We start from the raw sequence: 22,777 nt of genomic DNA, 5'->3' as shown, positions 1-22,777 counted from the left end.
GTCCGGCATTTTCCCCCTAACTCACTTGGTCCGCCGCCGGGCAGCAGACACCGCCACCGCCGCCACCATCAACGCAAGACACGCCGCGGTGACGGTGAAGACGATCCTGCGCGCCCGCACATTACCCGCATCAGGTTGCGGCGGGCCGCTGATCGGTGAAGCGGCGGTGACGTCGCGCTCGGCGGGCTCGGGCGGGAGCTGATAGGTCAGTGCGGCGACGGGGTCCACGACTCCATAACCCGTGGCCTGGTTGGGTCCATTCCCCGGCGTGCGGGCTGTCCGCTCGACCAGATCCATCACCTCACCGGCGGTCAGGCCGGGGTAGCGCGAGCGGATCAACGCCACCACACCAGAGACGAACGGTGCCGCGAAGCTCGTGCCGTTCAACGGTGCCAGGCCCTGCTGGCCCAACTGGGCGTTGCTCAGGCCGGGCCCGCCGGCATCCAGCGAGGTGACCCGCTCGCCGGGGGCGGCCACCGCCAACCACGGCCCATGCAGGCTGAAGTCGGCCGGGGTGGCCGACGTGGTCACGGCGCCGACGGCCAGCACATAGTCGGAGAACCAGGCCGGACTGGCAATGGTGCTGACACTGTGCCATCCGGTGTGCAACGGCTGGTTCGGATCGTTCATGTTGTTCTGCGAGTTGCACATGCTCTGGGAGTTGAAATTTCCGGCCGCAGCCACCACCACCACATTGCGTTCATAGGCGTAGCGCACGGCCAGGCCGAGCTCCCGATCATCCATGCCGGCCGCAACCGGAGCGCAGGCCACCTCCGACAGGTTGATCACCGTGGCACCGAGGTCCACCGCCCGGACGATCGCAAGTGCCAGCGTGTGCGTGTTCCCGTAGCCCACCGATGTCGCGTTGGGGTCGTCGTTCTGGGTGCTGCTGGTGCCCGCGACACTGTAGGCACCACTGTTCTGCCGGATCGACAGGATCGCCGCCTCGGGCGCGACCCCGGCGAAGCTGTCGCCCTCGGCCGGCGCCGCCCCGATGATGCCGGCTACCAGGGTGCCGTGGGCATCGCAATCGACGAGTCCGTCGCTGTTCGACACATAGTCGCCACCCGCTTCCAGCGCGGGAAGGCGCGGATGACGGTTGACGCCGGTGTCGATCACCGCCACCTTCTGCCCGGCGCCGCGCGAAAAGCGCCAGGCCTTGCGGTACTCGAGCATGGCTTCCGCGCTGGTCTGCTTGGTGAAGTCGGTGCCGGGGAGTACGCCGGTGGGGACGCCGCAGATCGACTTCTGTTCGGTGGGCTCTGCGGGTGCGACGGGGCCGCTCGGCGGCGGTCCGGGTTCGACGACCGGGGGTGTGACCGCACCGGCCGGTGGCGCACCGAAGCCCGACAGCACCACCGTGAGCACGACGGTCGCCACCGCCGCACACCGCCGGGCGCTCATTAGCCGCCCAGCCGTTCGTACAGTCCGAGCGGCCACAGTGCCAGCGGGATCACCGCGGCCACGGCCACATATTCGAGATAGGGCGCAACGGTTCGGATTCGGCGAACGTACGGGGCCGCGACACCGCCGACGGCCAGCGCCGCGAGCAGGCCGACACCGGTCAGTTGCAACGGCCACGCCCCGGCCTGGGCTTGCACGCAGACCACCAGCGCGAGCGCACAGCCGGGCACGGCAAGCGCTGCCCGCTCCGGCCAGGTCTCCGCTCTCCGGCTGAGCAAGGCCGGCACCGCAGCGCAGACCACAGCGAAAGCGAATGCCGCCCAACCCGTGTCGACCCGCATCAGCACGGTGGAGCCGATCAGCGCGGTGGTTGCCGCACCGGCCAGCAGGCCGGAGCGGGTCAACACCGCTGAATGCACCCGATCCCACACCTGTTCCGCGCTGGGCATCGGAGTGCCCGTCGGCGGGGTCTGCCCCGCCGACGTCGCGAACGGGTCCTCGGTGTGCGATGTGGCGGCCGACGGCACCGGGTATCGGCCCAGGCGTGCCGTCAGCACCGGCACCGCCAGGCACCCGAACACCGCGATCACGGCGGTCAGGGTGGCCACCACTGTCACCGGTGCGCCCAACGCCCGGGCAGCGAATGCCGCGACACCGAAACTCAGCAACACGGCCGCGGCGACGTAGGTCCAGTGCCCGGCAGAAATCAGCCGGTAACAGAACACCGTGAGCCCCAACAATATTGCGCAACCAACAGCCAGCCCGACCGCACCCCGCGGGGCGGCCACCACCCAGACTGCCGCGGTGCCGATCGCGATCACCGACGGCCCCACCGCTGCAGCGATGTCGGCGCGGCCCAGCACCCGGCGCACGAGCGCCCCGCCGGCCACCAGAGCCACCAGCATCAGCGCGGCGGCCACCATGATCACCGTCCGGTGGGCCGCCAGGGCGGGCGCCAGCAGCAGCCCGACCCATACCGCCGAGCACAGCCACAGCCCGGCGAACGCTGTCATCCGCGCGGCGGTGGCGTCCCATGCCGCATACGAAGCGCGATTCAGCCGAGCAGCGGCGTCCACGACATCGTCGTACAGCGCGGGCGGGGACAGTGCCTGCCGAGCCGAAAGTCGCAACAGTTCGCCGTTTTTCACCCCGGCCTGGCGCAAGCTCCGGTCGGGCTCGAGCGCACCTGCGCCGGCCTGACCTTCACGACTGAGCACCCAGAACGTCCGCCGCTCGTCGCGATCGGTCAAGTCGTCACTGCGTTCTTCGTCCCGCGACTTGATCAACCGGGCCAGCTCAGGAAGAAAAGCCGCCACCGAAACGTCGGCAGGCAGCGCGACGTCGAGCTGGGTCCGCCCGCCGACCACGGACACCCGGATCGTCTCGGGTGCCGCGGACACCACGTGCACCGCGCGAAGCTCCTCGATCCCGGTCACAGGTCGGGCATCCTCGACAACTGCACCACGCCGCTACGAGTGGTCCGCGAGACCAGCATGCCGCGGCCGGGAGGCATCGGGCCGGCCTTGTACCCGCCGAACAGCCCGCCCTCGTCTCTACTTCCGCTCATCACCAAACCGTTGCAGGACAGGTCTTTCAGACGTCCGACGATCGGGTCCATCATCGCCCGCCCGGCGCCGCCGCTGCGGCGCGTGACCACGACGCGCAGCCCGATGTCGCGGGCCTGCGGCAGATATTCGACCAGCGGTCCCAGCGGATGGCTCAGCGAGCCACCTGGGATCAGGTCGTAATCGTCGATCATCACGAACAGGTCCGGGCCCGACCACCAGGACCGTTCCTTGAGTTGCTGCTGGGTGATGTCGTTGGGCGGCAGCCGATCCTTGAGCGCACCGGCCAGCGCCGTCATCAGGTCCGTGCAGGACTGCGGCGCCGTGGCATAGCCGCCGAGGTATTCGTCGGGGATGACACCCAGCATCGAGCGACGGAAGTCGACCAGAATGATCTTGGCCTCGACCGGAGTGGCGTTCTCCATCACGCCGGCGGCGATGTTGCGCAGCAGGCCGGTCTTTCCGCATTCGGTATCGGCGAACGCCACCAGGTGTGGTTGCGCATCGAAATCCAGCACCACCGGGGCGAGTTCTTCCTCGTTGATGCCGATCGCGATGCGGGCCTTGCTGAGTTGTCCGGCCTCGCGGGCGACCCGTACGACATCCTCGCGATTCACGTCGTGCGGCAGCATCCGCACCCTCGGCGCCTCGCGGTCCTGATAATGGGCACGCACCGCCTCGACGGCCTCGGCCACCCCGGCAGGCAGATCCTCCACCCCGGAACTGGAGTCCAGCCGCGGCAGCCCGATCAGGATGTGCAGACGCTCGGAGTTGATACCGCGACCGGGACGTCCGATCGGGACAAGTTCGGCCGACCGGCGGGCCACCTCGCTGTCGATCGGATCGCCCAGGCGCAGCTCGACACGGGTGCCGAGCATGTCTTTGACCGCCGGCCGGATCTCCATCCAGCGCGAGGCGGTGATCGCCAGGTGTACGCCGTAGGACAAGCCCTGGATGGCCAGTGACTGAATCACCGGGTCGAGCTGCTCGAAATCGCTCTTGATGGACGCCCACCCGTCGACGACCAGCACCACGTCGCCGAAATTGTCCTGGCTCAACGGATCTTGCGCAGCCTCTTCCGGGGGCAGCGCGGCCAAGCGGGCCTTGCGCTGGCGGAAGTCGCGCATGGATTCGATGCCGAGTTCGCGGAACAGCTGCTCACGGCTGCGCAACACCCCGGCCACCTCGGCCACGGTGCGGCGGATGGCGTCGGCGTCCATCCGGCCCGCCACTCCACCGACATGGGGCAACTTCGCCAGGCTGGTCAGCGTGCCGCCGCCGAAGTCCAGGCAGTAGAACTGAAGCTGCTCGGGAGTGTGGGTGGCGGCCGCGGACATGATGAGCGTGCGCAGCGTGGTGGACTTGCCCGACTGCGGACCGCCGACCACCGCGACGTTGCCCTGCGCGCCGGACAAGTCGACCATGAGCACGTCGCGACGCTGATCGTAGGGCCGGTCCACGACACCCATGGGCATCCACAGCCGGCCGTTGAGATTCTGCGGTGCCGACCAATCCGATTCGGGCAGGAGCTCGTTGACCGCGGGGCTGTCATCCAGCGGCGGCAGCCACACCTCGTGGGCGGGCCTGCCGTGGCCGCGCAACCGGCTGACCACCATGTCGAGCAGCGTGGTCTTCACAGGTCCAGCCGGGCCGGCGACAATCCCGTTCGGCTCGGCCTCGGGCATCTCGTGCGGCAGCGGCACCCGCTCGGGGACCGGATCCTTCTTGACCGGTGTGGCGGTGAACAGCTTCGGCGCCAGCGCCCCCAACTGGGTCACCCGCCCGGTGCGTGCCGAGATCCGTGGTTTGACGTAGTCACCGGAGACATAGCAGGCATTGAACCGGATCGGTTCGGAGGCATCGCATTTCAGAAATGCCGAACCCGGCACACTGGGCAGGTGATAGGCGTCGGGCACGCCCAGGACGCTGCGCGACTCACCCGCGGAGAACGTCTTGAGGCCGATCCGGTAGGACAGGTGCGAGTCGAGGCCACGCAGCTTGCCCTCCTCCAACCGCTGCGAGGCCAACAGCAGGTGCATGTGCAGCGAGCGGCCCAGCCGGCCGATCATCACGAACAGCTCGGCGAAGTCCGGTTTCTGCGAAAGCAATTCGGAGAACTCGTCGACCACGACGAACAGCGCGGGCAGCGGCTCGAGGTCGGCCCCGGCCGCGCGGGCCCGTTCGTATTCGGTGACGTTCGGGAAGTTTCCGGAGGCGCGCAGCAACTCCTGGCGGCGGTTCATCTCACCGGCCAGCGCGTCGCGCATGCGGTCCACCATGGTCAGCTCGTCTTCGAGGTTGGTGATGATGGCCGCGATGTGGGCGATCCCGTCGAGGCCGAGGAACGTCGCCCCGCCCTTGAAGTCGACCAGTACCAGGTTGAGCTGCTCAGGTGAGTGCGACGTGATCATGGACAACACCAGGGTGCGCAGGAACTCCGACTTGCCCGAGCCGGTGGCCCCGATGCACAGCCCGTGCGGGCCCATGCCGCCTTCGGCAGCCTCCTTGATGTCGAGTTCGATGGGCTGACCGTTGGGAGTGATGCCGATCGGCACCCGCAGCCGCTCGCGCGGGGACCGCTGCCGCCACACCTGTTCGGGCACGATGCCGGCCGCATCGGGAATCTTCAGCAGCGCCATCAGTCCTGGATCGACTGCCCGCGAATCGGCTTCCAGGCTGACGATGTGCGCGGCGTTCGCCGGACGGTAGCGGCCGATCCGCCGAGCGGTGGTCTCGGCCTCGGGGATCGTGATCGTGTCCGGGGTGGCGAACCGCTCCACCCCCACCGCGGTACGGGCGGCCACGTCGTCACCGTCGAGGACCAGCTGCAGGCTGCGCCGAGCCGAGGCCCCGGCACGCAGGCCGTTGAGGTCCAGCAGCGTCACACTGTCCAGGCCCGCATCGGTGATGAGCTGCTCATCTCCGGTGACGAATCCGTCGTCCAGTACGACGACAAGTTGTTTGAGGCCCTGCGTCGGCTGCGCGTTGCGGGTGAACCGGCCGCGCTCGGCCAGCTCCGCAGACATCGCGGTCTCCATCAACTCCAGGGTGGGGAACAGCAGCCGCATCGACCCCATGCCGTCGCGGGTCGAGGCATGCTGTGCGTGTGGCAGCCATTTGACCCAGCTCCAGTTCTCACCGTCGGGATTGGCCGTGACGACTGCCACCTGGACATGGTCGGGTCCGTGAAAGGTACACAGTTCCAACACCATCGAGCGCACCAGCTGCTGAGCCAGCTTGCGCTCCCCTTCGAAGGTGATGGTGGGAAACGCCCGTAGGGACACCGCTGTCGGCAACGCATGTACCACCGAATGGGTCTTGACGAACCGGCGCAGCGCCACCGTGGACACCGGCTCCAGGTCCTCGGGCGGGCCGGTCTCGGGCGCCATCAACCGCGTCGCCAGCCGGTGGGTCCCGATACCGACCCGGATGTGGCAGTAGTCGGCGTCGCTGGGCCGCCGCTCCCACATGCGCCGGGTACCCACGACGTCGCCGAGTGCCCGCGGATCGGGATGGCTCCATTCCAGCGCCGTGCGTTGTTCGGCACCCGTGGTGTCGGCTTCCTCGCGAAGGTTCGCCAGATAGCTGAAGTAGTCCTTGCGTTCTTCGTTGAGCTCGGCGGCGGCTTTGCCATTGCGGTTTCCGCCGCCCATGAACATGCCGACCATCGACATGATCATCATCATCGGAAAGAGCAGGAACATCGGGTTTCTGGCCATGTCCCGGCCGCCGACCGTGACCATCAGCGCGATCATGCCGATCACCGCGACCACCATCACGAACGGCATCAGGCGCATCATCAGATTGCCCGGGATGGCCCGCGGCACCTCGGGCGGTGGAGCCAGGTTGACCTCGCCGCCGGGCATCCGCGGCGGCGCCACCCGTAGGCGGCGGACAAACCCCTGGGTACTCAACCTTCCCTCCCCGAAGCTGCTGGCACCGGATGCTGGGTATTGTTCGTGTCGAGCAATCCCATTGCGCAGGAGGCCGACTGGATTGTGACCCTACTTGAGTCAGAGCTCGAACCCGAAGCTGAACCCGAACTCAGCCGACTGACCCTGGTCGTCGGCGAATTGAACATCGACGTCGGGTTGCCCGCACACGTCAGCATCGCCCAGTACATTCCCGATGTCATCGATATCGCGAATGAACAGATCACCACGCAGGACGCGATCGTCGAGTTCGACGCCGCCGACGGGCGATGGACACTGGCCCCGCTGGGCGGAACTCCGATCGCCCCGCACCTGTCCCTCGCCGAAGCAGGGGTCTGCGACGGCGACCTGTTGATGATCTGCTCGGTCGGCCAGCCGGTCAGCCCCCTGCTGTTCGACGACGTCGACGACACCCGCGCAGATGAGGGCCCCGGCACCGTCCGGAGTTGGCTGACCGGCAACGCGCATGCACTGGCCGGTTTCGGTGTCACCGCAGCCGCCGCCGTCACGCTTGCCGGTGTGTTGCCGCGTTGGGCCGCCCAGCCGGCGGTGCCCGCGGCGGTGCTGACCCTCGGTGCGATGGGGCTGCTGCTGGCCTGCCTGGTGGCGCACCGGCCGGCGGCGACAGCGGCTACGGGCTGGATCACCGCGGTGTCGACACCGCTGTTGTTCGCGGGCTCGCTGTACCTGGTGCCCGGCGGTTCCGGTGTGACATCGCTGCCGATGGCCTTCGCCCTGACCGCGTTCGGCGCGCTGCTGGTGCTCCTCATCTCCGGCAGCGGATCGGCGGTGTACACCGCGATCATCGCGACGTGCGTTTTCGGCGGCGTCAGTTCGACGGCAATGTTGCTGTGGCAGCCGCCCATTCGGACGGTCGGGGCTTTGCTCGCGACAGCGGCCGTTATCGTCGTCTATCTCGCCCCCCGGGTGACCATCGGGCTGTCGAAACTCCCGATACCCCGGGTGCCGACGGCAGGTGAACCGCTCGACGACATCGAGACCCAGGGTGGCCCCACGGTCGAGGGCGTCAACGCGATCGGCAAGCAGATCATCCCCACCGAGGAGAATCTGATCAGCCGGGTGCGGCGGGCCAATCAGCACCTCACCGGGATTCTTGTCGCGGCGGCCCTGGCAGCCCCGGTCGGCTGTTACCTGGCGGCGGATATCACCAACGGGTTCTATTGGCAAGGAACAGTTTTCGCCCTCATGGTGGCGACGGTGCTGTGCCTGCGCGGTCGTGGCCACCACGACCTGGTGCAGTCGGCCACACTCATCGGCAGCGGGCTGATCATCGCGGTGGCCGTGATCCTCAAGACCGCGCTGTACGTCGAGGGGTGGCAGGTCCGCGCCGTGGTGGTGCTGCTCGCCCTGATGGTGCTGATCCTGGCCTGCGGGCTGGTGGCACCGCTACGCGAGTTCTCCCCGGTGGCACGGCGGCAGGTCGAGATACTCGAATACATCGCCGTGGGTTCGCTGTTCCCGCTGTGCTTCTGGATCATCCGGGTGTACGCGTTCTTCCGGGAGATGCGCCTCTGACTAAGGCTTGCCCGTCGACACCTTGCTGCTGTCCGGGTCGGCAGCCATGCCGTCGTGGGCGACCAGGGCCGCTTCCTGGGACAGCTCCGGTCCGGCCGGCAACAGCGACAGCACCGGCCACGGCGCCCACTGCGGGGCGTTGGCCGGGCCGTCGGGCACCTTGACCCCGCTGACCCCGAGCACGTCGGCCGTCGGCAGATCCTTGATGTGGTAACGCACTCCGGTGTCGGACACGTAAAACAGCTGCCCCGTCGAGCGGCTGTCCGGATCACCGCCGGTGGCCTGCACGTATTCCCCGGCACCGGGCGTCAGGTACACCGAATCGGCACCTGACCCGCTGCCGTCGGCGCTGGCCAGCCGGACCATCTGCGCGCCCTCGGCGGTCGGCAACCGGTGCCCGACCAACAGTCGCACGTTCGCGCGGGCGTCGGTGTTGGACCGCTGCCAGCCCATACACACCACTCGATCAGGGTCGGGCGGCACGATCCTCGGTGACTCCAGCGGGTAATGGTCGACCGCCAACCGATGCACGGTCGGCACTTCCGCCAGCGTCGCCGGGGGGATCTCGGCAGCCTGCCCGGTGGCCACCTCGCCTGATGCGCCGTAGCGGATCACGTCGGCGGCGGCCTGCGACACCGGCTGCAGACCGTCGCGCAGCACAACATAGAGCTGTTCGCCGCGCGAGTCCACGGACTTGACGATGGCGCCCACCGGGTGGTCGGGCCCGAGCGGACCCGGCTCCCCCGAGCCCTGGATGGCCACCGGCGTGATCGGGGCGACCAGCGGGAAGGTGTTGAGCACGGACAACGACATCGGCCGGGTGGCCGCGCCCTGCAGGTGAAGCCCGTTGACCAGCACCGGATCTGACACATCGATCGGCGCCCGCACACCGCGGTAGATCAGATAGGTGGTGCCGCCGGATTCGGTGAGGATCGCCTCGGCCGGGTCGGCCGGGCGGATGCCGCCGTCGAGCACCGGGTCGTTGGCCAGCACCGTGGTCTGCAGGCTGGGCATGCCGGTGGTTTCGGTGACGGCCGGCATCAACAGGTTGTCGCAGACCGTCCACGACGACATCGCCAGGTCGTCACCGCGGTCGATGCTGGCCGGCGCGCCGACGATGCCCACCATGGGCCCGCGCGGCACGACGTCGAGGAATTTGTCGTCGACCTGCTTGGGGCTGTCGTTCTTACCGATGATCAGCCGCGCCGAAGCCAGATTCAGCACCGGGTGGATCTGGTCACCGATCCGTACGAACGGCGCACCGCTGGACTTGCTCAGCACGATCTGCGCGTCGCCGATATTGGGTGCGGGCTTGAAGAACGCCATCACCGCGGAGGCCCCGGTGATCAGGACAGCGATCACCACCCCCACGATCAGGGCGCGCATCTGACCGCGCATCGGATCGTGGATCATCCGCGAGTCGCCCCGGATGAGCGCGTGCTCAAGGCGGCGGATCAGGAAACGGTAGCCGTTCACCTGTGCGCGAGTGGTAACTTGCGCTGGCATGCGTAGTGTTTAGCACGTCCGCACCACCTCGACACGACGTCCGAGCTCCTATTTGAAAAGCGATGCGTCCATTGACTTTCGCAGCAAAGCTGACCACCGCCGGCGATACCGGCCCGCAGCGGCTCGTCCCGTTGGTCGACCTGGTCGCCCTGCAAATTGTCGTCGCCGTCGGCATCGTCGTTGCCCAGCTACTGCACCGGCCCGGCTGGCAGGGTGCGGCGGCGGGCTTGGTGGTGGGGTTGCTGCTGGTAGCTCCGGTCGTCTCGGGCACGACTGCGCCGCGGTCGCTCGCACTACGCGCGAGGTTTGTCCGCAACAGGCGACGTCGCACGGGTAAGGGCGGGCCGAGCTCGCTGCCCGCCGAGCCGTTCGACGTACCGACCCCCGACGGTCTGCAGGTCGGATTCCGTTGGAACGGGACAACTTTGCTGTCCTTGCTGAAGATCGACGAAAACCCCAGGGCGCTGACCGTTTTGGAGCCAGGGGTCACGGTGTCGGGTGAGATGGTTCCCGTCCAGGCCCTGCTGGACTGCCTGCGACAGTTCGACATCACGCTCGAGTCCATCGACATCATCAGTCAGGGCGCCCGCTCGGCCGGCCACACCGACGTCGCCGCCGTCTACGACTCAGTGCTGGGACCGTTGCCCGCGATCGCCCAGCGCACGGTGTGGATTGCCGTGCGGTTCAATCCGTCACGCTGCGCCGAGGCGGTCCGCCGCCGCGGCGGGGACCGCCACGGCATCCTGCGCGCGGCCACCACCGCCACCCGCCGCGTCGCCAACCGGCTCGCCGAGGCGGGCCTTCAGCCTCAGTTCCTGTCTGCGAGCGGCATCGCGGCGGCCACCAATGAGCTCAGCGACGGCGTCAATCTCGGCACCGTCGAAGAAACCTGGGAGGACTGCCGCGAAGGCCACTTCCGGTTGTCCAGCTTCGCCGTGGAGCCGGACATGCTGACCACCGCGGGACTCGGACTGCTGTGGACGGTGCCCAGCTACTCCACCACGGTGTGCCTGTCACTGCGCGAGGACCCGAATCACGGCAGCCAAGAAGATGTGGTCCAGGTTCGCGGTCTGGTCCGCTTCGACAGCGATGTGCGCGTCCCCACCCAGCTGCGCGGTCTCATTCCGCTTCACGGTCAGCAGTTTTCCGCGCTCGCTGCGACACTTCCGATCCCGACGGTCCCCGGGGGCGGCCATGTCGAGCACTGGGCGTCGGGCCTTCGCGGCGATGCGTTGAGTGATCTGGCGCTGCCCGCCTCGGGCTGCGGCCAGGTGATCGGCGCCGACGAGCAGGGACGGGCCGTCGCCCTCCCGGTGTTCGGCCCCCAGATCCGCCGGGTGGAGATCGTGGGCACGCTGCATCTGGCCCAGCAGGTGGTGCTGCGCGCACTGGCCCTGGGCGCCCGGGTGCTGGTGCACAGCCGCCGTCCGGCGTTCTGGCGTGACATGGTCGAGGTGGTCGGGCGCCATGACCTGCTCTGGGTTGCGGACTTCAACCGGCGCGCGATCCAGGCCGGCGCGGAGCGCAATTACACCGTCGAGATGTTCGACGGGGTTCCCGAGCAATCCGTCCGGATCGGGGTGACCAGCATGGTGCTCGCCCCACCGAACAGCCGGCCATCGGAGCAGGCCGACGTGGTCCTGGACCTGATCTCACTGGAACACGACACCGTCAAGGTGAGCACCCAGGCCGGCTCGGCGGTGGTCACGATGGTCGCCACCGACGATGAGATGCGTTATCTGCGAGCATCCGCGAACAGCACTGACTGACGTGAAGGAGTGATCATGGCCAATCCGCTTCACCGCAACCTGTCGATCGCGGTGGTCGTGCTGGGGCTGGTGGCCTATGGCGTGAGTTTCGGCCCGGCCGCCGATGGCGGCGGCAATGACTGGCACGTCAGGTTCGCCGTGCTGGCCGGCTTGGCCGCGGCAATCGGCCTGCTACCCAGGCAGTCTGCCCGCCTCTGGCTCCCCGCCCTTCTGGCCGGCGCGGGTTTCCTCGATGCCCTGTCGAGTGCCCTGGCCTCCCCAGAAGCCTCTGGATGGGTTCTGACCACGATCGCGGTGCTCAACGGACTGCAGACCGCGGCGGCCGTCGCGGCGCTGTGGCTGGCACCGGAAGCGCCGGTTGCGGCCACCGTCGCCGGCGGCTACGAGGCCTACCTCGACTATTACAACCAGGCGGTGCAGCAGTACTACCAGCAGAGCGCGGTGGCCCAACCCGATTCGTCACAACGCTCCGCATACGGTCAGGCTCATGCCCAGGGCTACGCACAGTCTCAAGCCACCCACCAAGCGCCCCAATACGGCGACTACGCCGATCTGCTTTCGCCGCAACAGGATTACGGCCGGCCCACCGACTCCCCGCCCGCTCATTCCGACGGCTTGGCGGCCCCGCCCGGGCGCGCGGGCGCCGGGCCGGTCACCAACCGCGGGGCCGGGTCACCCGATGTAGCAGCCACGCCGCAGGCACCGTGGCCACCAACGTCACGATGAACAACACGGTGGCCGAACCGGTGTAGACGTTCCAGCCCAGTACGAACTCCATGACCAGGTCCATGGCGACCACATGCAGCAGGAAGATCTCATAGGAGATCTCGCCCAGCCACACCATCGGTCGACTGCCCATGACCCGGGCGTAGAGGCCGTCCCCACCGAGCGCCAGCGGGGCCACCACCAGAGTCGCGATGACCGCATAGAACAGGGTTTTCGCCAGGTCCGCGGACAGGTCGAGGACCGGCGAAGTGACCAGGCCCGCGATCGGCGTGGAGACCACCAGATAGCAGGCCAGCGCCAGCGGTAGCGCCGCCAGCGCATAGACCCGCATCCCCATCGCCCCCAGCACTGCCAGCGTCATCCCTCCGACGAACCAGATCAGGTAGTGCGGTAGCCAGGTGCCGCCGCCCACCGGCATCCATTCGGCGTTGTGCAGCAGCACCAGCCACAACGGGCTCACCACGGCCAGGGCCGCCAGACCGGCCAGCAACGGTATGGGCCGAAAACGCCTGCGGCACAACATCACCAACAGCAGATATGCCAGCAGCGGCAGCACAGCGTAGAAAACGACCTCCACCGCCAGGCTCCACATTTGGCTCAGCCCTTGGTGCAGGTAGTCCGTGAAGTAGTTGTCGCTGTAGATCTGGGTGAGGGTGAGGTTGCGGAGCAGGCCGGTCCACGTGTGCCCGGGATTGGGTTGCACTGGCCGCAGCTCATAGATGCCGTAGACGATCAGGACGGTGACGACATAGGCGGGCATGATGCGGCGGAACCGGTTTCGCGCATAGCGCGAGGTGCTCGGCGCGTCGACTCCTGTGGCAGCGGCCCGCACCCACGGGCGAAACAGCAGCAGCCCGGAGAGCACGAAGAAGATCGCCACCCCGACTTCGAGGCGGGCGCTCATCAGACCCAGATAGCCCTGGGAAAGCAGGCCGGTGCCATAGGCGGCGTGCGTCCCCATCACGGTCATCGCGGCCACGGCGCGCACCCCGGTCAGCGAGGCGACGCGATCAGGGTGGGCAATCTGCTCGAGGCCACCCTGATCGTCGTCGGCCCGTGAGGTCATTTGGCCATTCTGCTGCGCGCACGACCGCTGGCGTTGTTGCATCGCGGTGTGGGTGAAGAGGTCAAGAACACCGAGTTCAGCCGCGCGCACCGGCAGGAGTACCGGCGCAAGGTCCAGCTGTGTCTGGACGTGTTCGAAACCATGCTGGCGCAGTCGGGTTTCGAGTTCGAGCGTCCGCTCACCGGCATGGAGATCGAATGCAACCTCGTCGACGACGAGTACCAGCCCGCCATGGCCAACCAGGAAGTGCTCGCATCCATTGCCGACCCGGCCTATCAGACCGAATTAGGCGCCTACAACATCGAATTCAACGTTCCGCCGCGGCCACTGCCCGGCCGCGCCGCGCTGGACCTCGAGGAGGAGGTGCGGCGCAGCCTCAACGCCGCCGAGATCAAGGCCAGCGAGGACGGCGCGCACATCGTGATGGTGGGCATCCTGCCGACGCTGATGCCCGAGCATCTTTCCGACGGCTGGATGAGCCAGTCGACCCGATATCAGGCGCTCAACGACTCGATCTTCACCGCGCGCGGCGAGGACATGCCCATCGACATCTCCGGGCCGGAACGGCTGAGCCTGCAGTCGGCGTCCATCGCGCCCGAGTCGGCCTGTACCAGCATGCAGCTGCACCTGCAGGTCTCCCCCGCCGACTTCGCCCGCAACTGGAACGCCGCCCAGGTGCTGGCCGGCCCGCAGCTCGCGGTCGGGGCGAATTCGCCGTATTTCTTCGGGCATCAGCTGTGGGCCGAGACCCGCATCGAACTGTTCACACAGTCCACCGACACTCGTCCCGACGAACTCAAGGCCCAGGGCGTGCGGCCGCGGGTCTGGTTCGGGGAGCGCTGGATCACCTCGATCTTCGACCTGTTCGAAGAAAACGTGCGGTACTTCCCGTCCCTGCTGCCCGAGCTGTCCGACGAGGATCCGGTCGCCGAGCTCGCGGCGGGCCGGGCACCCCAGCTGGCCGAGCTGAGGCTGCACAACGGGACCATCTACCGGTGGAACCGTCCGGTGTACGACGTGGTGGACGGCGTGCCCCACCTGCGGGTGGAGAACCGCGTGCTGCCGGCCGGGCCGACCGTGGTGGACATGCTGGCGAATGCGGCGTTCTACTACGGCCTGCTGCGAACGCTGTCCGAAGAAGACCGGCCGCTGTGGACCAAGATGAGCTTCGCGGCGGCCCACCACAATTTCGTGGAGGGCGCTCAGCACGGCGTGGACGCCCGGCTGTACTGGCCCGGCCTGGGCGAGGTGACCCCCGATGAGTTGGTGCTGCGCAAGCTGCTCCCGATGGCACACGACGGGTTGCGCCGCTGGGGGGTGGCCGCTGAGGTGTGCGATCGCTACCTCGGGGTGATCGAAGGTCGCGCCAAGACCGGCCGGACGGGGGCGACGTGGCAGGTGGCAACCGTGCACAAGCTGCAGTCACAAGGTTTGGCCCGGCCCAAGGCGCTGGCGGAGATGCTGCGGCTGTACATCCAGCGGATGCACAGCAATGAGCCCGTCCATACCTGGGATTGAGGCGCGTACGTTGGAACCATGACATCTGGACAGGTCTTGGACTGGGATGGCGCATACAAGGGGGAAGCAGGTTTCGAGGGCCAACCGCCGTGGAATATCGGTGAGCCACAGCCCGAGCTCGCCGCGCTGCACCAGGCCGGGAAGTTCGAGAGCGATGTGCTCGACGCGGGCTGCGGCCATGCCGAGTTGTCGCTGGCGCTGGCCGCCGACGGCCTCACCGTCGTGGGGCTGGATCTGAGCCCGACGGCGATCGCCGCGGCCAACAACGCCGCGCAGGTGCGCGGCCTGTCGACAGCCAGCTTCGCCCAGGCCGACATCACGTCGTTCACCGGTTATGACGGCCGGTTCAACACCGTGATCGATTCGACCCTGTTCCACTCCCTGCCGGTCGAAGGCCGCGACGGGTACCTGCGCTCCATCCACCGCGCGTCGGCCCCGGGTGCGCACTACTACGTGCTGGTGTTCGCCAAGGGCGCGTTCCCGGCGGAGTTGGAGACCAAGCCCAACGAAGTCGACGAGGACGAGCTGCGCGCAGCGGTGTCGAAGTACTGGGAGATCGACGAGATCCGACCCGCGTTCATCCACGCCAATGCTGTCGCGATGCCGGCCGATGTTCCGTTCGAATTGCCCGAACACGACTTCGACGAGAAGGGCCGCATCAAGTTCCCGGCCTTCTTGCTGACCGCGCACAAGGCGGGGTAACGGCGGGCCCTGCGATCCTGCCCAGCTACCGCCGAACCCGCCGCATTCCTGCGGCTTTCACTGTGTAGGTGTCAAACAACGTCGAGAAGTTCGCTATGCGGCGGTCGGCATGGCGGTGAGGGTGCGGCGTGCGTGTGAGCGCAGGTGTGATGGTTCGGGGCCTGCCGGGTCGTGTGGTGGGATAAACCAGGGATGGCGGTCAGGTCCGAGGTAGATCTGCCAGCCGCTGTGGTGAATCAATGTGTGGTGGTGGCGGCAGAGTAGGACACCGTTGTCGAGGCTGGTGATTCCTCCTGTGCCCCACGGGTTTATGTGGTGGGCGTCGCACCAGGACACGGGTCTGCCGCAGCCGGGGAAGGCGCACCCGTGGTCCCGTACGGCCAAGGCCTTGCGGATGCGGGGCGGGAACAGTCGCTCAGCGCGGCCCACGTCCAGGGGCGCCTGGTTCTCGTCGATGAGGACCGACTCGGCCGTGCAGTCGCACGCGATCAGGTCCGCGGTCGCGGTGCTGATCGGCCCGGTGAAGCCGAGCCTGTCCACGCGCCGCTGACCGAACACCCCCGCCTCCGCAGGCGTCGTCGGGTGGGTGGGCCGGATGAGCGTGACGTGCGGGAGCACTCCGCCGGAGCTGGGGCGGCCCGAGTGGGACAGGTAATCACGGACCAGTTGCCCGAACGCGTCGGCACGCCGCCGGGTGGTCGAGCGGGCATCGGGCGATCCATCCGGCAGTGGGACGGGCCGGCACAGCGGGTCCAATGCGGCGAACAGTTCTTCACCGGTGAGCGCATCGAGGTCAAGGGTGGCGCTGATGCGGCCGTCGTCGTTCTGGTTCAGGGTCATCTCGTTGAGGTCGGTGTTCTCGGCGACCGGCACCACCGCCTCCTGCGCTGGTTGGGCCGACGCCCGGCTGATCGCAATCTCGCGAGCCTTCGCGTTCACTGCCGACGGCGTGTTCTGGATCATCAGGGCCCGCACCACCTGGGCCCTGTCCTCGTCGGATAGCTCGACACGGTCGTGGATGTGTTTGACGCCCTTCCCGACCGCATCTGCGAAGTCGATGCCCAACGCCCCGAGACGTTGCTGCCGAGTCACCGCGGGCAAGGTGTGCGCGACGCGTCCGACTCGTGCTGCCCGATACGCCGCCGCAGGGGCCACACCCAGCCCAGTCAACAGGTCCGCCCCGGTGCGTAGATGTTGGCGGGCCGGGATCCCGGCGCGTTCAGCCGCTGCGACTGCCTGGGCGATCACAAAATCGAACAGATTGCCGGCGATGACCGCAGCCGCGAGGACCGCCAGCAGCGGCTGGTCATCAACCACCCGCCGGGGACTATCGAGTAGATGAAACAACCGGCGATCAGCGTCCTCGTCGGGAGTCGGTGACGGGGTGAGGTCATCGATGAGCACATCGATGACGGTGTCCAGATAGGTGGCGTCCATGACAGATACCCAAGCTTTCAACAAAACGGTGGCACGCGGGCGTGCGGTGCGGTCGACAAACATCGACTCCGGCAGATCCTGGCGTCCCAGGAACGTGTCGAGCCAGTGGCGCGGGCGAAGCTCTCAGTTGCCCTTCCGGGGGGAGAACTTCTATTCGAACTTGTGTTCGATCCTACGCCTCGTGATGACCTACCGCAAGGGGTCACATCCGGAGGACACCGGGGACGACATCACCCGAAAGTCGTTCTACGAGTTGGGTGACCGCCGTCGACTACGGCACGTCCCGCAACGCCTCCGCGAACTGCTCCAGGTCCTCGGCCGTCGTGTCGACGTGGGGTGAAACCCGCAGCACCGGCTTGGCCATCTCGAACGGCGCCCGCGCGAGTTCACATGCGGTGGTGACGATTCCGCGTTCGACGATCAACCAGGCGCGCACCCCGGCCGGATCGGCGCCATCGGTGGGTTCCAGCGTGGTGATCGCGGTGGGCTCGTCGACGGGTTCCACCACCCGCCATCCGGGGACGCCGGCCAACACCTGCCGCGCTGTGCGGCCCACCTCGGCGAGCCGCTCCCGGACGACTTCCGGTCCAGCGGCAAGGTGTTCACCCAGCGCGACCGAGTATCCGACGCGGGTCGCGGCATTGTGCTCACCGTGCTCGAAACTCTGCAGCACCGTCACCGGCACATCCCAGTCGGCCGGCGGCACCCGCCGTTGCAGTTGCGCCACCAATCCGGGCTGTACCGCAAGGAACCCCACGCCGCGTGGCCCGGCCAGCCATTTGCGCGACGACGAGTAAAGCGCGTCGGCGCCGACGCTACAGTCCAGATGCCCGAAGGCCTGCGCAGCGTCGACCACGATCGGAACGCCCGCCTCGCGGCACGCCGCGACCATCTCGGCCAATGGCTGAGCCACTCCACGATGGCTGGCCAGCGCGGTCAGGTGCACCAGCGCCGGAGGATTCGCCGCCAGGGCACGCAACGCCTCCTCGACCACGACCCGGCCATCCCGGTCAACCGGCAACGCGCGCACCTGAAAACCGTTGGCGGCCATGATCGCCAAGTTCGGCCCGTACTCGCCGGACGGGCAGGCCAGGGTGCGCTCCCCCGCCCAACTGCCGAGCAACAGATCCAGGGAATCGTTGGAGCCCGAGGTGTAGACCACGTTGGCGGCGTCGAGCCCAGTGAGTGCGGCCACGGCCGCCCGACCTGCCGCGAGCACCGGCGCTGCCGCCTCGGCAGCCACGTAGCCGCCGACTTCGGCCTCATGGCGGGCATGTGCGGCGACGGCATCGATGACCGCGTTGCTCTGCCGCGAGCAGGCACCGCTGTCGAGGTGTAGCCCGGCCACCTTCGGGCGGGCGTCGGCCCACTGCTGCGCGAGGCTCATTTCACCGCCAGCGACAAGCCAAAGTCACCGGATTCGTCGGTCCACCAATGTGTTTGCCGCAGACCGGCCTTCGCCAGTTCATCGGCCACCCCATCGGGCCGGAACTTGCAGGAGACCTCGGTCAGCATCTCCTCGCCGGCGCCGAAATCGACGTCGAGATCCAGCGCCGCCACCCGCACCCGCTGCGGCGACTCTGCCCGCAGCCACATCTCGATTCGCTCTTCGTCGGCATTCCACTTCGCCACATGTTCGAAGGCGTCGAGATCGAAATCAGCGCCGAGCTCGCGGTTCACCACCGAGAGCACGTTGCGGTTGAACGCTGCTGTCACACCGGCACTGTCGGCGTAGGCACGGACCAGCCGGTCGGCGTCTTTGACCAGATCGGTGCCCAAAAGCACGCTGTCACCGGGCTGCAGGGTCTCGGCCAGCGAGGCCAAGAACTCCGCGCGTGGACCGGGTGTCAGATTGCCGATCGTCGAACCGAGGAAGGCCACCAGGCGGCGCCCCACCGAAGGGATCTTGCCCAGGTGCTCCTCGAAATCACCACACACCGCGTCGATCTCGATGCCCGGATACTCCTGGCCGATCGCCGCGCCTGCAGCCCGCAGCACCCCGGCATCGACGTCGAACGGGACGAACCGACGCAACTGCGCACCGTCGCGCATGGCGTCAAGCAGCATCCTGGTCTTCTCCGAGGTGCCGCTGCCCAGCTCGACGAGCGTGTCGGCACCGGCGGCCGCGACGACCTCCGGCGAGCGATCGCGCAGGATCTGCGCCTCGGTGCGCGTGGGGTAGTACTCGGGCAGCCGGGTGATCTGGTCGAACAGATCACTGCCCACCGAATCATAGAACCACTTGGGCGGCAGCATCTTCGGCGATTGCGCCAGCCCTTCGCGCACATCGCGGCGCAACGCGGTGGCAGCCGAATCGGCGGCCAGATAGTTGGACAGGGTGAGCGTCATACCGAACCTTTCAGTGGGGTGAGCTCGACGCGCGAGTCTGAGACGTCTACCAGATGGCGGTCGGGAATGTCGGTCCAGCCGGGATCGTCGTCGTAGGGTTCACTGGCGAGCACGACGCCGTCCGGCAGCCGCAGCATCGACAACGTGTCACCCCAGGTGGTGGCCATCATACGAGAACCGTTGGCGGCCAAGATGTTCAGCCGGGCATTTCCATCCAACGCGCCGACCTCGGCGATCGTAGACCCTAGCGCGTCCAGGCCTCGGGAGAAGATCAGCGCGGCCAGCACGGCGCTGTCCACGGTGGATTCGGCGACCCCGGTCAACGGCAACACCGCCCGGTCCACGATCCCGTTGTGCGAGAGCAGCCACTGTCCGTCGGTGAACGGCGCCGAGGCCGACGGCTCGATCGGCATGCCGATGGTCGCCGAACGCACGGCGGCGACCACGCACCCGCTGCGCAGCGCGGGCGCAACCGACGCGAACGAGGCATCACCCCACAGCGGCTTGTCGCTGCGCCACCGACGCGGGACACCGCCGTCGAAAAAACCTGCGCCCCAACCATCGGCGTTCATCAACCCGTGCTTCTGCCGACGGGGCGCGTAGGACTGCACCAGCAGGCCCTGCGGCGGATCCAGTACCAGGGCGGCCACCGATCGCGGTGCTCCGAGCCACCCGATGTGACGGCACATCAGACGTCCCAGGCCAGACGGACACCGGAGAAGATCTGCCGCCGGATCGGATGGTCCCAATTGCGGAAGCTGGGCCGCAGGATGTCGGCGGACACCGCCCACGACCCGCCGCGCAGGACCCGGTAGTCCCCGTCGAAGAAGGGCTCGGTGTAGCGGTCGTACACCATGGGGGTGAAGCCGGGCCACGGCCGCAGCGGCGAGGTGGTCCATTCCCAGACGTCGCCCAACATCTGCTCGACCCCGTAGGCGGACGCACCGGACGGATACGCCCCGACCGGGGCCGGCCGACGCGCCTCGCCGCCGAGGTTGACCAGCGCCTCGGTGGGTTCGGAAGTGCCCCAGGGGAATCGACGGCGGGCCCCGGCCACCGGATCCCACGCGCAGGCCTTTTCCCATTCGATCTCGGTGGGCAGCCGGGCCCCGGCCCAGGCGGCGTAGGCCTCGGCTTCGAAGAACGTGACGTGCTGGACCGGTTCGTCGGTCGGGATCGTCTCGAGGTGGCCGAACCGGGTGCGGGTGCCGTCGGGCCCCCAGAACTGGGGCGCCGTCAGGCCCGCCTCCTGACGATGCGCCCACCCCTGCGGAGACCACCACCGCGGCTGCTGATAGCCGCCGTCGTCGATGAATTCGCGCCATTCGGCGTTGGTGACCGGTACCCGGCCGATGCGGAAAGGGGCCACGTCGACAGAGTGCGCGGGACGCTCGTTGTCCAGGGAATGCGGTTCGGTGAGTTCGTCGACCCCGAGCACGAACGGCCCGCCCGGGATCAGCACCGAGGTGCCGGCCACGCCGGGACGGCCGGCAGGCAAGGCACTGCCGGTGTCGAGCAGTGGCGGCCCGGACCGCAGATTGAGCGCCTGCAGCATGGTTTCGTCGTGCTGATTCTCGTGGCTGACGATCAGCCCGAAGTTGAAGCCGGAGTCGTCGGTGTCAAGGGAATCGAGGGCGTCGAGCGCGCGCGACCGCACCGTGGCGCAGTAGGTGCGGGCGTCGGCCGGCGGCAGCAGGGGAAGCTCGACGCGGCTGGCGCGGGAATGTACGAAGGCGTCGTAGAGCCGGTCCACCTCGGGATCGAGCATGCCGGGGCGGTCTGGATTACCACCCCGTAGCAGCCACAGTTCCTCCTGCTGACCAATATGGGCGAGATCCCAGACCAGCGGGCTCATCAACGGGCTGTACTGGCGGTGCAATTCGGCGTCGTCGAAGTCGACCAGACGCAGGGTACGTTCCCGCGCCCGGGTGAGCTGCAGTGCCAGCGCCTCGCGGTTGATCAAAGCTCGCCCTTCACCAGTTGGCTCATCGCAGAAGCGATTCCATGACCTACGACCTGGTCGGCGAAGCCGTCGGCCGGGCAGCGTCCCTCCTGGACCGAACGCGTCAGCTGCTCCATCGATTCCGCCAACGCCACCGGGGCCCGTTCCGCCGCGGCCGCCACACATGTGATCGCCGAATCCTGTAGCCGCCGATCGGTGAGTCCGATCCGGGCGGCCCGGTCCCATGCGGTGGCCACCGGTGCCGTGGCCTCGGTGGCGATCGCGGCAGCCTCGGGATCATCCAGGAGCGTGGTCAGTGTGAATACCACTGCGGGCCACAGGGCGTCGGGCACGCTGTCGAGATAGCGGATCTCCAGCCAGCGCCGCGGCCGCACGGGCGGGAACAGCGTGGTGAGGTGGTATTCGAGGTCGGCTTCGGTGGGGCGACGGCCGCCCAGTACCGCACGCCCGTCGGCCCAGTCGGCGAACGGGACCCAGTTGGTCACGGGGACCGCGTCCGGGGTGTTGACGAGCATGACCGGTGCCCGCAGCGCATAGCGCGCCCAGTCACTGGCCGGATCATCTCCGTCGGCCCCCAGAATCGGGCCGCAGCGGGCGGAATCCAGCTGACCCCAAACCCGTTGCCGCGAAGACTTCCAACCGGTGAATCGTGCGCCCAGCATCGGCGAATTCGCGGTGATGGCAATCATCGTCGGCCCCAGGGCGTGTGCCAGCCGGACCCGCCGGGACCAGTCGTCGCGTGGGCCGGCGTCGAGGTTCACCTGAACCGAAGCGGTCGACGTCATCATCGCCGCACCGGGCCCGGCAGAACCGCTGGCCGCGAAGAACGTTTCCATGGCCTGGTAGCGCGGGCCCGGATTGACCCGCTCGGTGGGCCGCACCGGATCGGCGCCCAACAGCACCAGGCCCAGGCCACGTCGCTCGAACTCCGCACGCAACACGGCCCGATCGGCCAGCAGTGCGGTGATCGCCGCCGACGATCCCTCGGCCGGTGGGCCGGAGAGCTCGACCGCACCGCCGGGCTCGACGGTGATCCGGCTGCCGCCCGGCAGCGCAGGCACCGAGGCGATGATCTCGGAGATTTCATCCCAGCCCGGGCGTCGCAACGGATCCGCGAGGTCGAAACAATGCGCCTCGATCTCCAGGCCCACCTGCCCCACCGGCCCGTCATCCAAACAGCGGGCTTCGATGAACGCCGCGGCATCCTCGGCGCTGGTGAACTCGACGGGACGTAGACGGGCCGCATCAGCCTTGACGGGTACTGCCATGGCACCCCCTCCCGGTCCTCACCGGATCAAACGGCT

At 68.1% G+C, this 22,777-nt stretch carries 16 protein-coding genes; 5 read left to right on the top strand and 11 right to left on the bottom strand.

Annotated elements, in window-relative coordinates; genetic code table 11:
• Window positions 1-21: 21 nt before the first annotated feature.
• From mycP to eccCa, 3 genes are read right to left on the bottom strand one after another with little or no spacing between them, the layout of a single operon-like run.
• Window positions 22-1,404: a type VII secretion-associated serine protease mycosin gene (mycP, locus tag E0T84_RS00875; RefSeq protein WP_138743494.1), complete on the bottom strand. Its 1,383-nt coding sequence runs from the start codon at window positions 1,402-1,404 to the stop codon at window positions 22-24.
• Window positions 1,404-2,840, bottom strand: a complete 1,437-nt coding sequence (gene eccD, locus E0T84_RS00870) for a type VII secretion integral membrane protein EccD (protein ID WP_138743493.1) — start codon at window positions 2,838-2,840, stop codon at window positions 1,404-1,406. The genes mycP and eccD (E0T84_RS00870) overlap by 1 nt, the downstream gene beginning before the upstream one ends.
• Window positions 2,837-6,883, bottom strand: a complete 4,047-nt coding sequence (gene eccCa / locus E0T84_RS00865; protein ID WP_212757689.1) for a type VII secretion protein EccCa — start codon at window positions 6,881-6,883, stop codon at window positions 2,837-2,839. The genes eccD (E0T84_RS00870) and eccCa overlap by 4 nt, the downstream gene beginning before the upstream one ends.
• A gap of 45 nt (window positions 6,884-6,928) precedes the next feature.
• On the opposite strand from eccCa, the gene eccD (E0T84_RS00860) reads away from it, so the two are divergent.
• Entirely contained in the window at window positions 6,929-8,437 is a 1,509-nt protein-coding gene (gene eccD / locus E0T84_RS00860) for a type VII secretion integral membrane protein EccD (RefSeq protein ID WP_249383532.1), read from the top strand.
• On the opposite strand, the gene eccB is transcribed toward eccD (E0T84_RS00860), so the two are convergent.
• Complete coding sequence (gene eccB, locus E0T84_RS00855) at window positions 8,438-9,943, bottom strand: type VII secretion protein EccB (protein WP_138743491.1); 1,506 nt, start codon at window positions 9,941-9,943, stop codon at window positions 8,438-8,440.
• A gap of 62 nt (window positions 9,944-10,005) precedes the next feature.
• Here eccB and eccE point away from each other — a divergent pair, with 62 nt between their 5' ends.
• Window positions 10,006-11,712 (top strand): type VII secretion protein EccE, encoded by a 1,707-nt coding sequence (eccE, locus tag E0T84_RS00850; protein ID WP_138743490.1) that lies wholly within the window; start codon window positions 10,006-10,008, stop codon window positions 11,710-11,712.
• A 15-nt stretch (window positions 11,713-11,727) separates the two neighbouring features.
• Window positions 11,728-12,438, top strand: a complete 711-nt coding sequence (locus E0T84_RS00845; RefSeq protein ID WP_138743489.1) for a DUF5336 domain-containing protein — start codon at window positions 11,728-11,730, stop codon at window positions 12,436-12,438.
• Here the strand turns inward: E0T84_RS00845 and E0T84_RS00840 are convergent.
• Window positions 12,365-13,504: an acyltransferase gene (locus tag E0T84_RS00840; protein WP_138743488.1), complete on the bottom strand. Its 1,140-nt coding sequence runs from the start codon at window positions 13,502-13,504 to the stop codon at window positions 12,365-12,367. The genes E0T84_RS00845 and E0T84_RS00840 overlap by 74 nt on opposite strands.
• A 48-nt stretch (window positions 13,505-13,552) precedes the next feature.
• Between E0T84_RS00840 and E0T84_RS00835 the strand changes: the two genes are divergently transcribed.
• Both E0T84_RS00835 and E0T84_RS00830 read left to right on the top strand, forming a co-directional pair.
• Window positions 13,553-15,022 (top strand): glutamate--cysteine ligase, encoded by a 1,470-nt coding sequence (locus E0T84_RS00835; RefSeq protein WP_138743670.1) that lies wholly within the window; start codon window positions 13,553-13,555, stop codon window positions 15,020-15,022.
• An 18-nt stretch (window positions 15,023-15,040) separates the two neighbouring features.
• Window positions 15,041-15,724, top strand: coding sequence for a class I SAM-dependent methyltransferase (locus tag E0T84_RS00830; protein ID WP_070943777.1), 684 nt, complete (start codon window positions 15,041-15,043; stop codon window positions 15,722-15,724).
• A 93-nt stretch (window positions 15,725-15,817) separates the two neighbouring features.
• Here E0T84_RS00830 and E0T84_RS00825 read toward each other — a convergent pair whose 3' ends face one another.
• From E0T84_RS00825 to egtA, 6 genes are all read right to left on the bottom strand, one after another.
• Window positions 15,818-17,161, bottom strand: a complete 1,344-nt coding sequence (locus E0T84_RS00825) for an HNH endonuclease signature motif containing protein (RefSeq protein ID WP_138743487.1) — start codon at window positions 17,159-17,161, stop codon at window positions 15,818-15,820.
• A gap of 271 nt (window positions 17,162-17,432) precedes the next feature.
• The gene (gene egtE / locus E0T84_RS00820; protein WP_138743486.1) at window positions 17,433-18,548 is read right to left on the bottom strand and encodes an ergothioneine biosynthesis PLP-dependent enzyme EgtE; all 1,116 of its coding nucleotides are present in this window, start codon (window positions 18,546-18,548) and stop codon (window positions 17,433-17,435) included.
• Window positions 18,545-19,510, bottom strand: coding sequence for an L-histidine N(alpha)-methyltransferase (gene egtD / locus E0T84_RS00815; protein ID WP_138743485.1), 966 nt, complete (start codon window positions 19,508-19,510; stop codon window positions 18,545-18,547). Before egtD ends, egtE begins: the two co-directional genes overlap by 4 nt.
• Window positions 19,507-20,199 carry an ergothioneine biosynthesis protein EgtC gene (egtC, locus tag E0T84_RS00810; protein ID WP_138743484.1) on the bottom strand — a complete coding sequence of 231 codons (693 nt, stop codon included), beginning with the start codon at window positions 20,197-20,199 and terminating at the stop codon, window positions 19,507-19,509. The genes egtD and egtC overlap by 4 nt, the downstream gene beginning before the upstream one ends.
• A complete protein-coding gene (gene egtB, locus E0T84_RS00805; protein ID WP_138743483.1) occupies window positions 20,199-21,473 on the bottom strand; it encodes an ergothioneine biosynthesis protein EgtB in 1,275 nt (424 codons plus the stop codon). The genes egtC and egtB overlap by 1 nt, the downstream gene beginning before the upstream one ends.
• The gene (egtA, locus tag E0T84_RS00800) at window positions 21,470-22,741 is read right to left on the bottom strand and encodes an ergothioneine biosynthesis glutamate--cysteine ligase EgtA (protein WP_138743482.1); all 1,272 of its coding nucleotides are present in this window, start codon (window positions 22,739-22,741) and stop codon (window positions 21,470-21,472) included. The genes egtB and egtA overlap by 4 nt, the downstream gene beginning before the upstream one ends.
• Window positions 22,742-22,777: the final 36 nt, after the last annotated feature.

It is taken from the genome of Mycobacterium sp. DBP42, from assembly GCF_005924235.1.
GTDB lineage: Bacteria > Actinomycetota > Actinomycetes > Mycobacteriales > Mycobacteriaceae > Mycobacterium > Mycobacterium syngnathidarum.
This window is presented reverse-complemented; position numbering and strand designations above follow the sequence as displayed.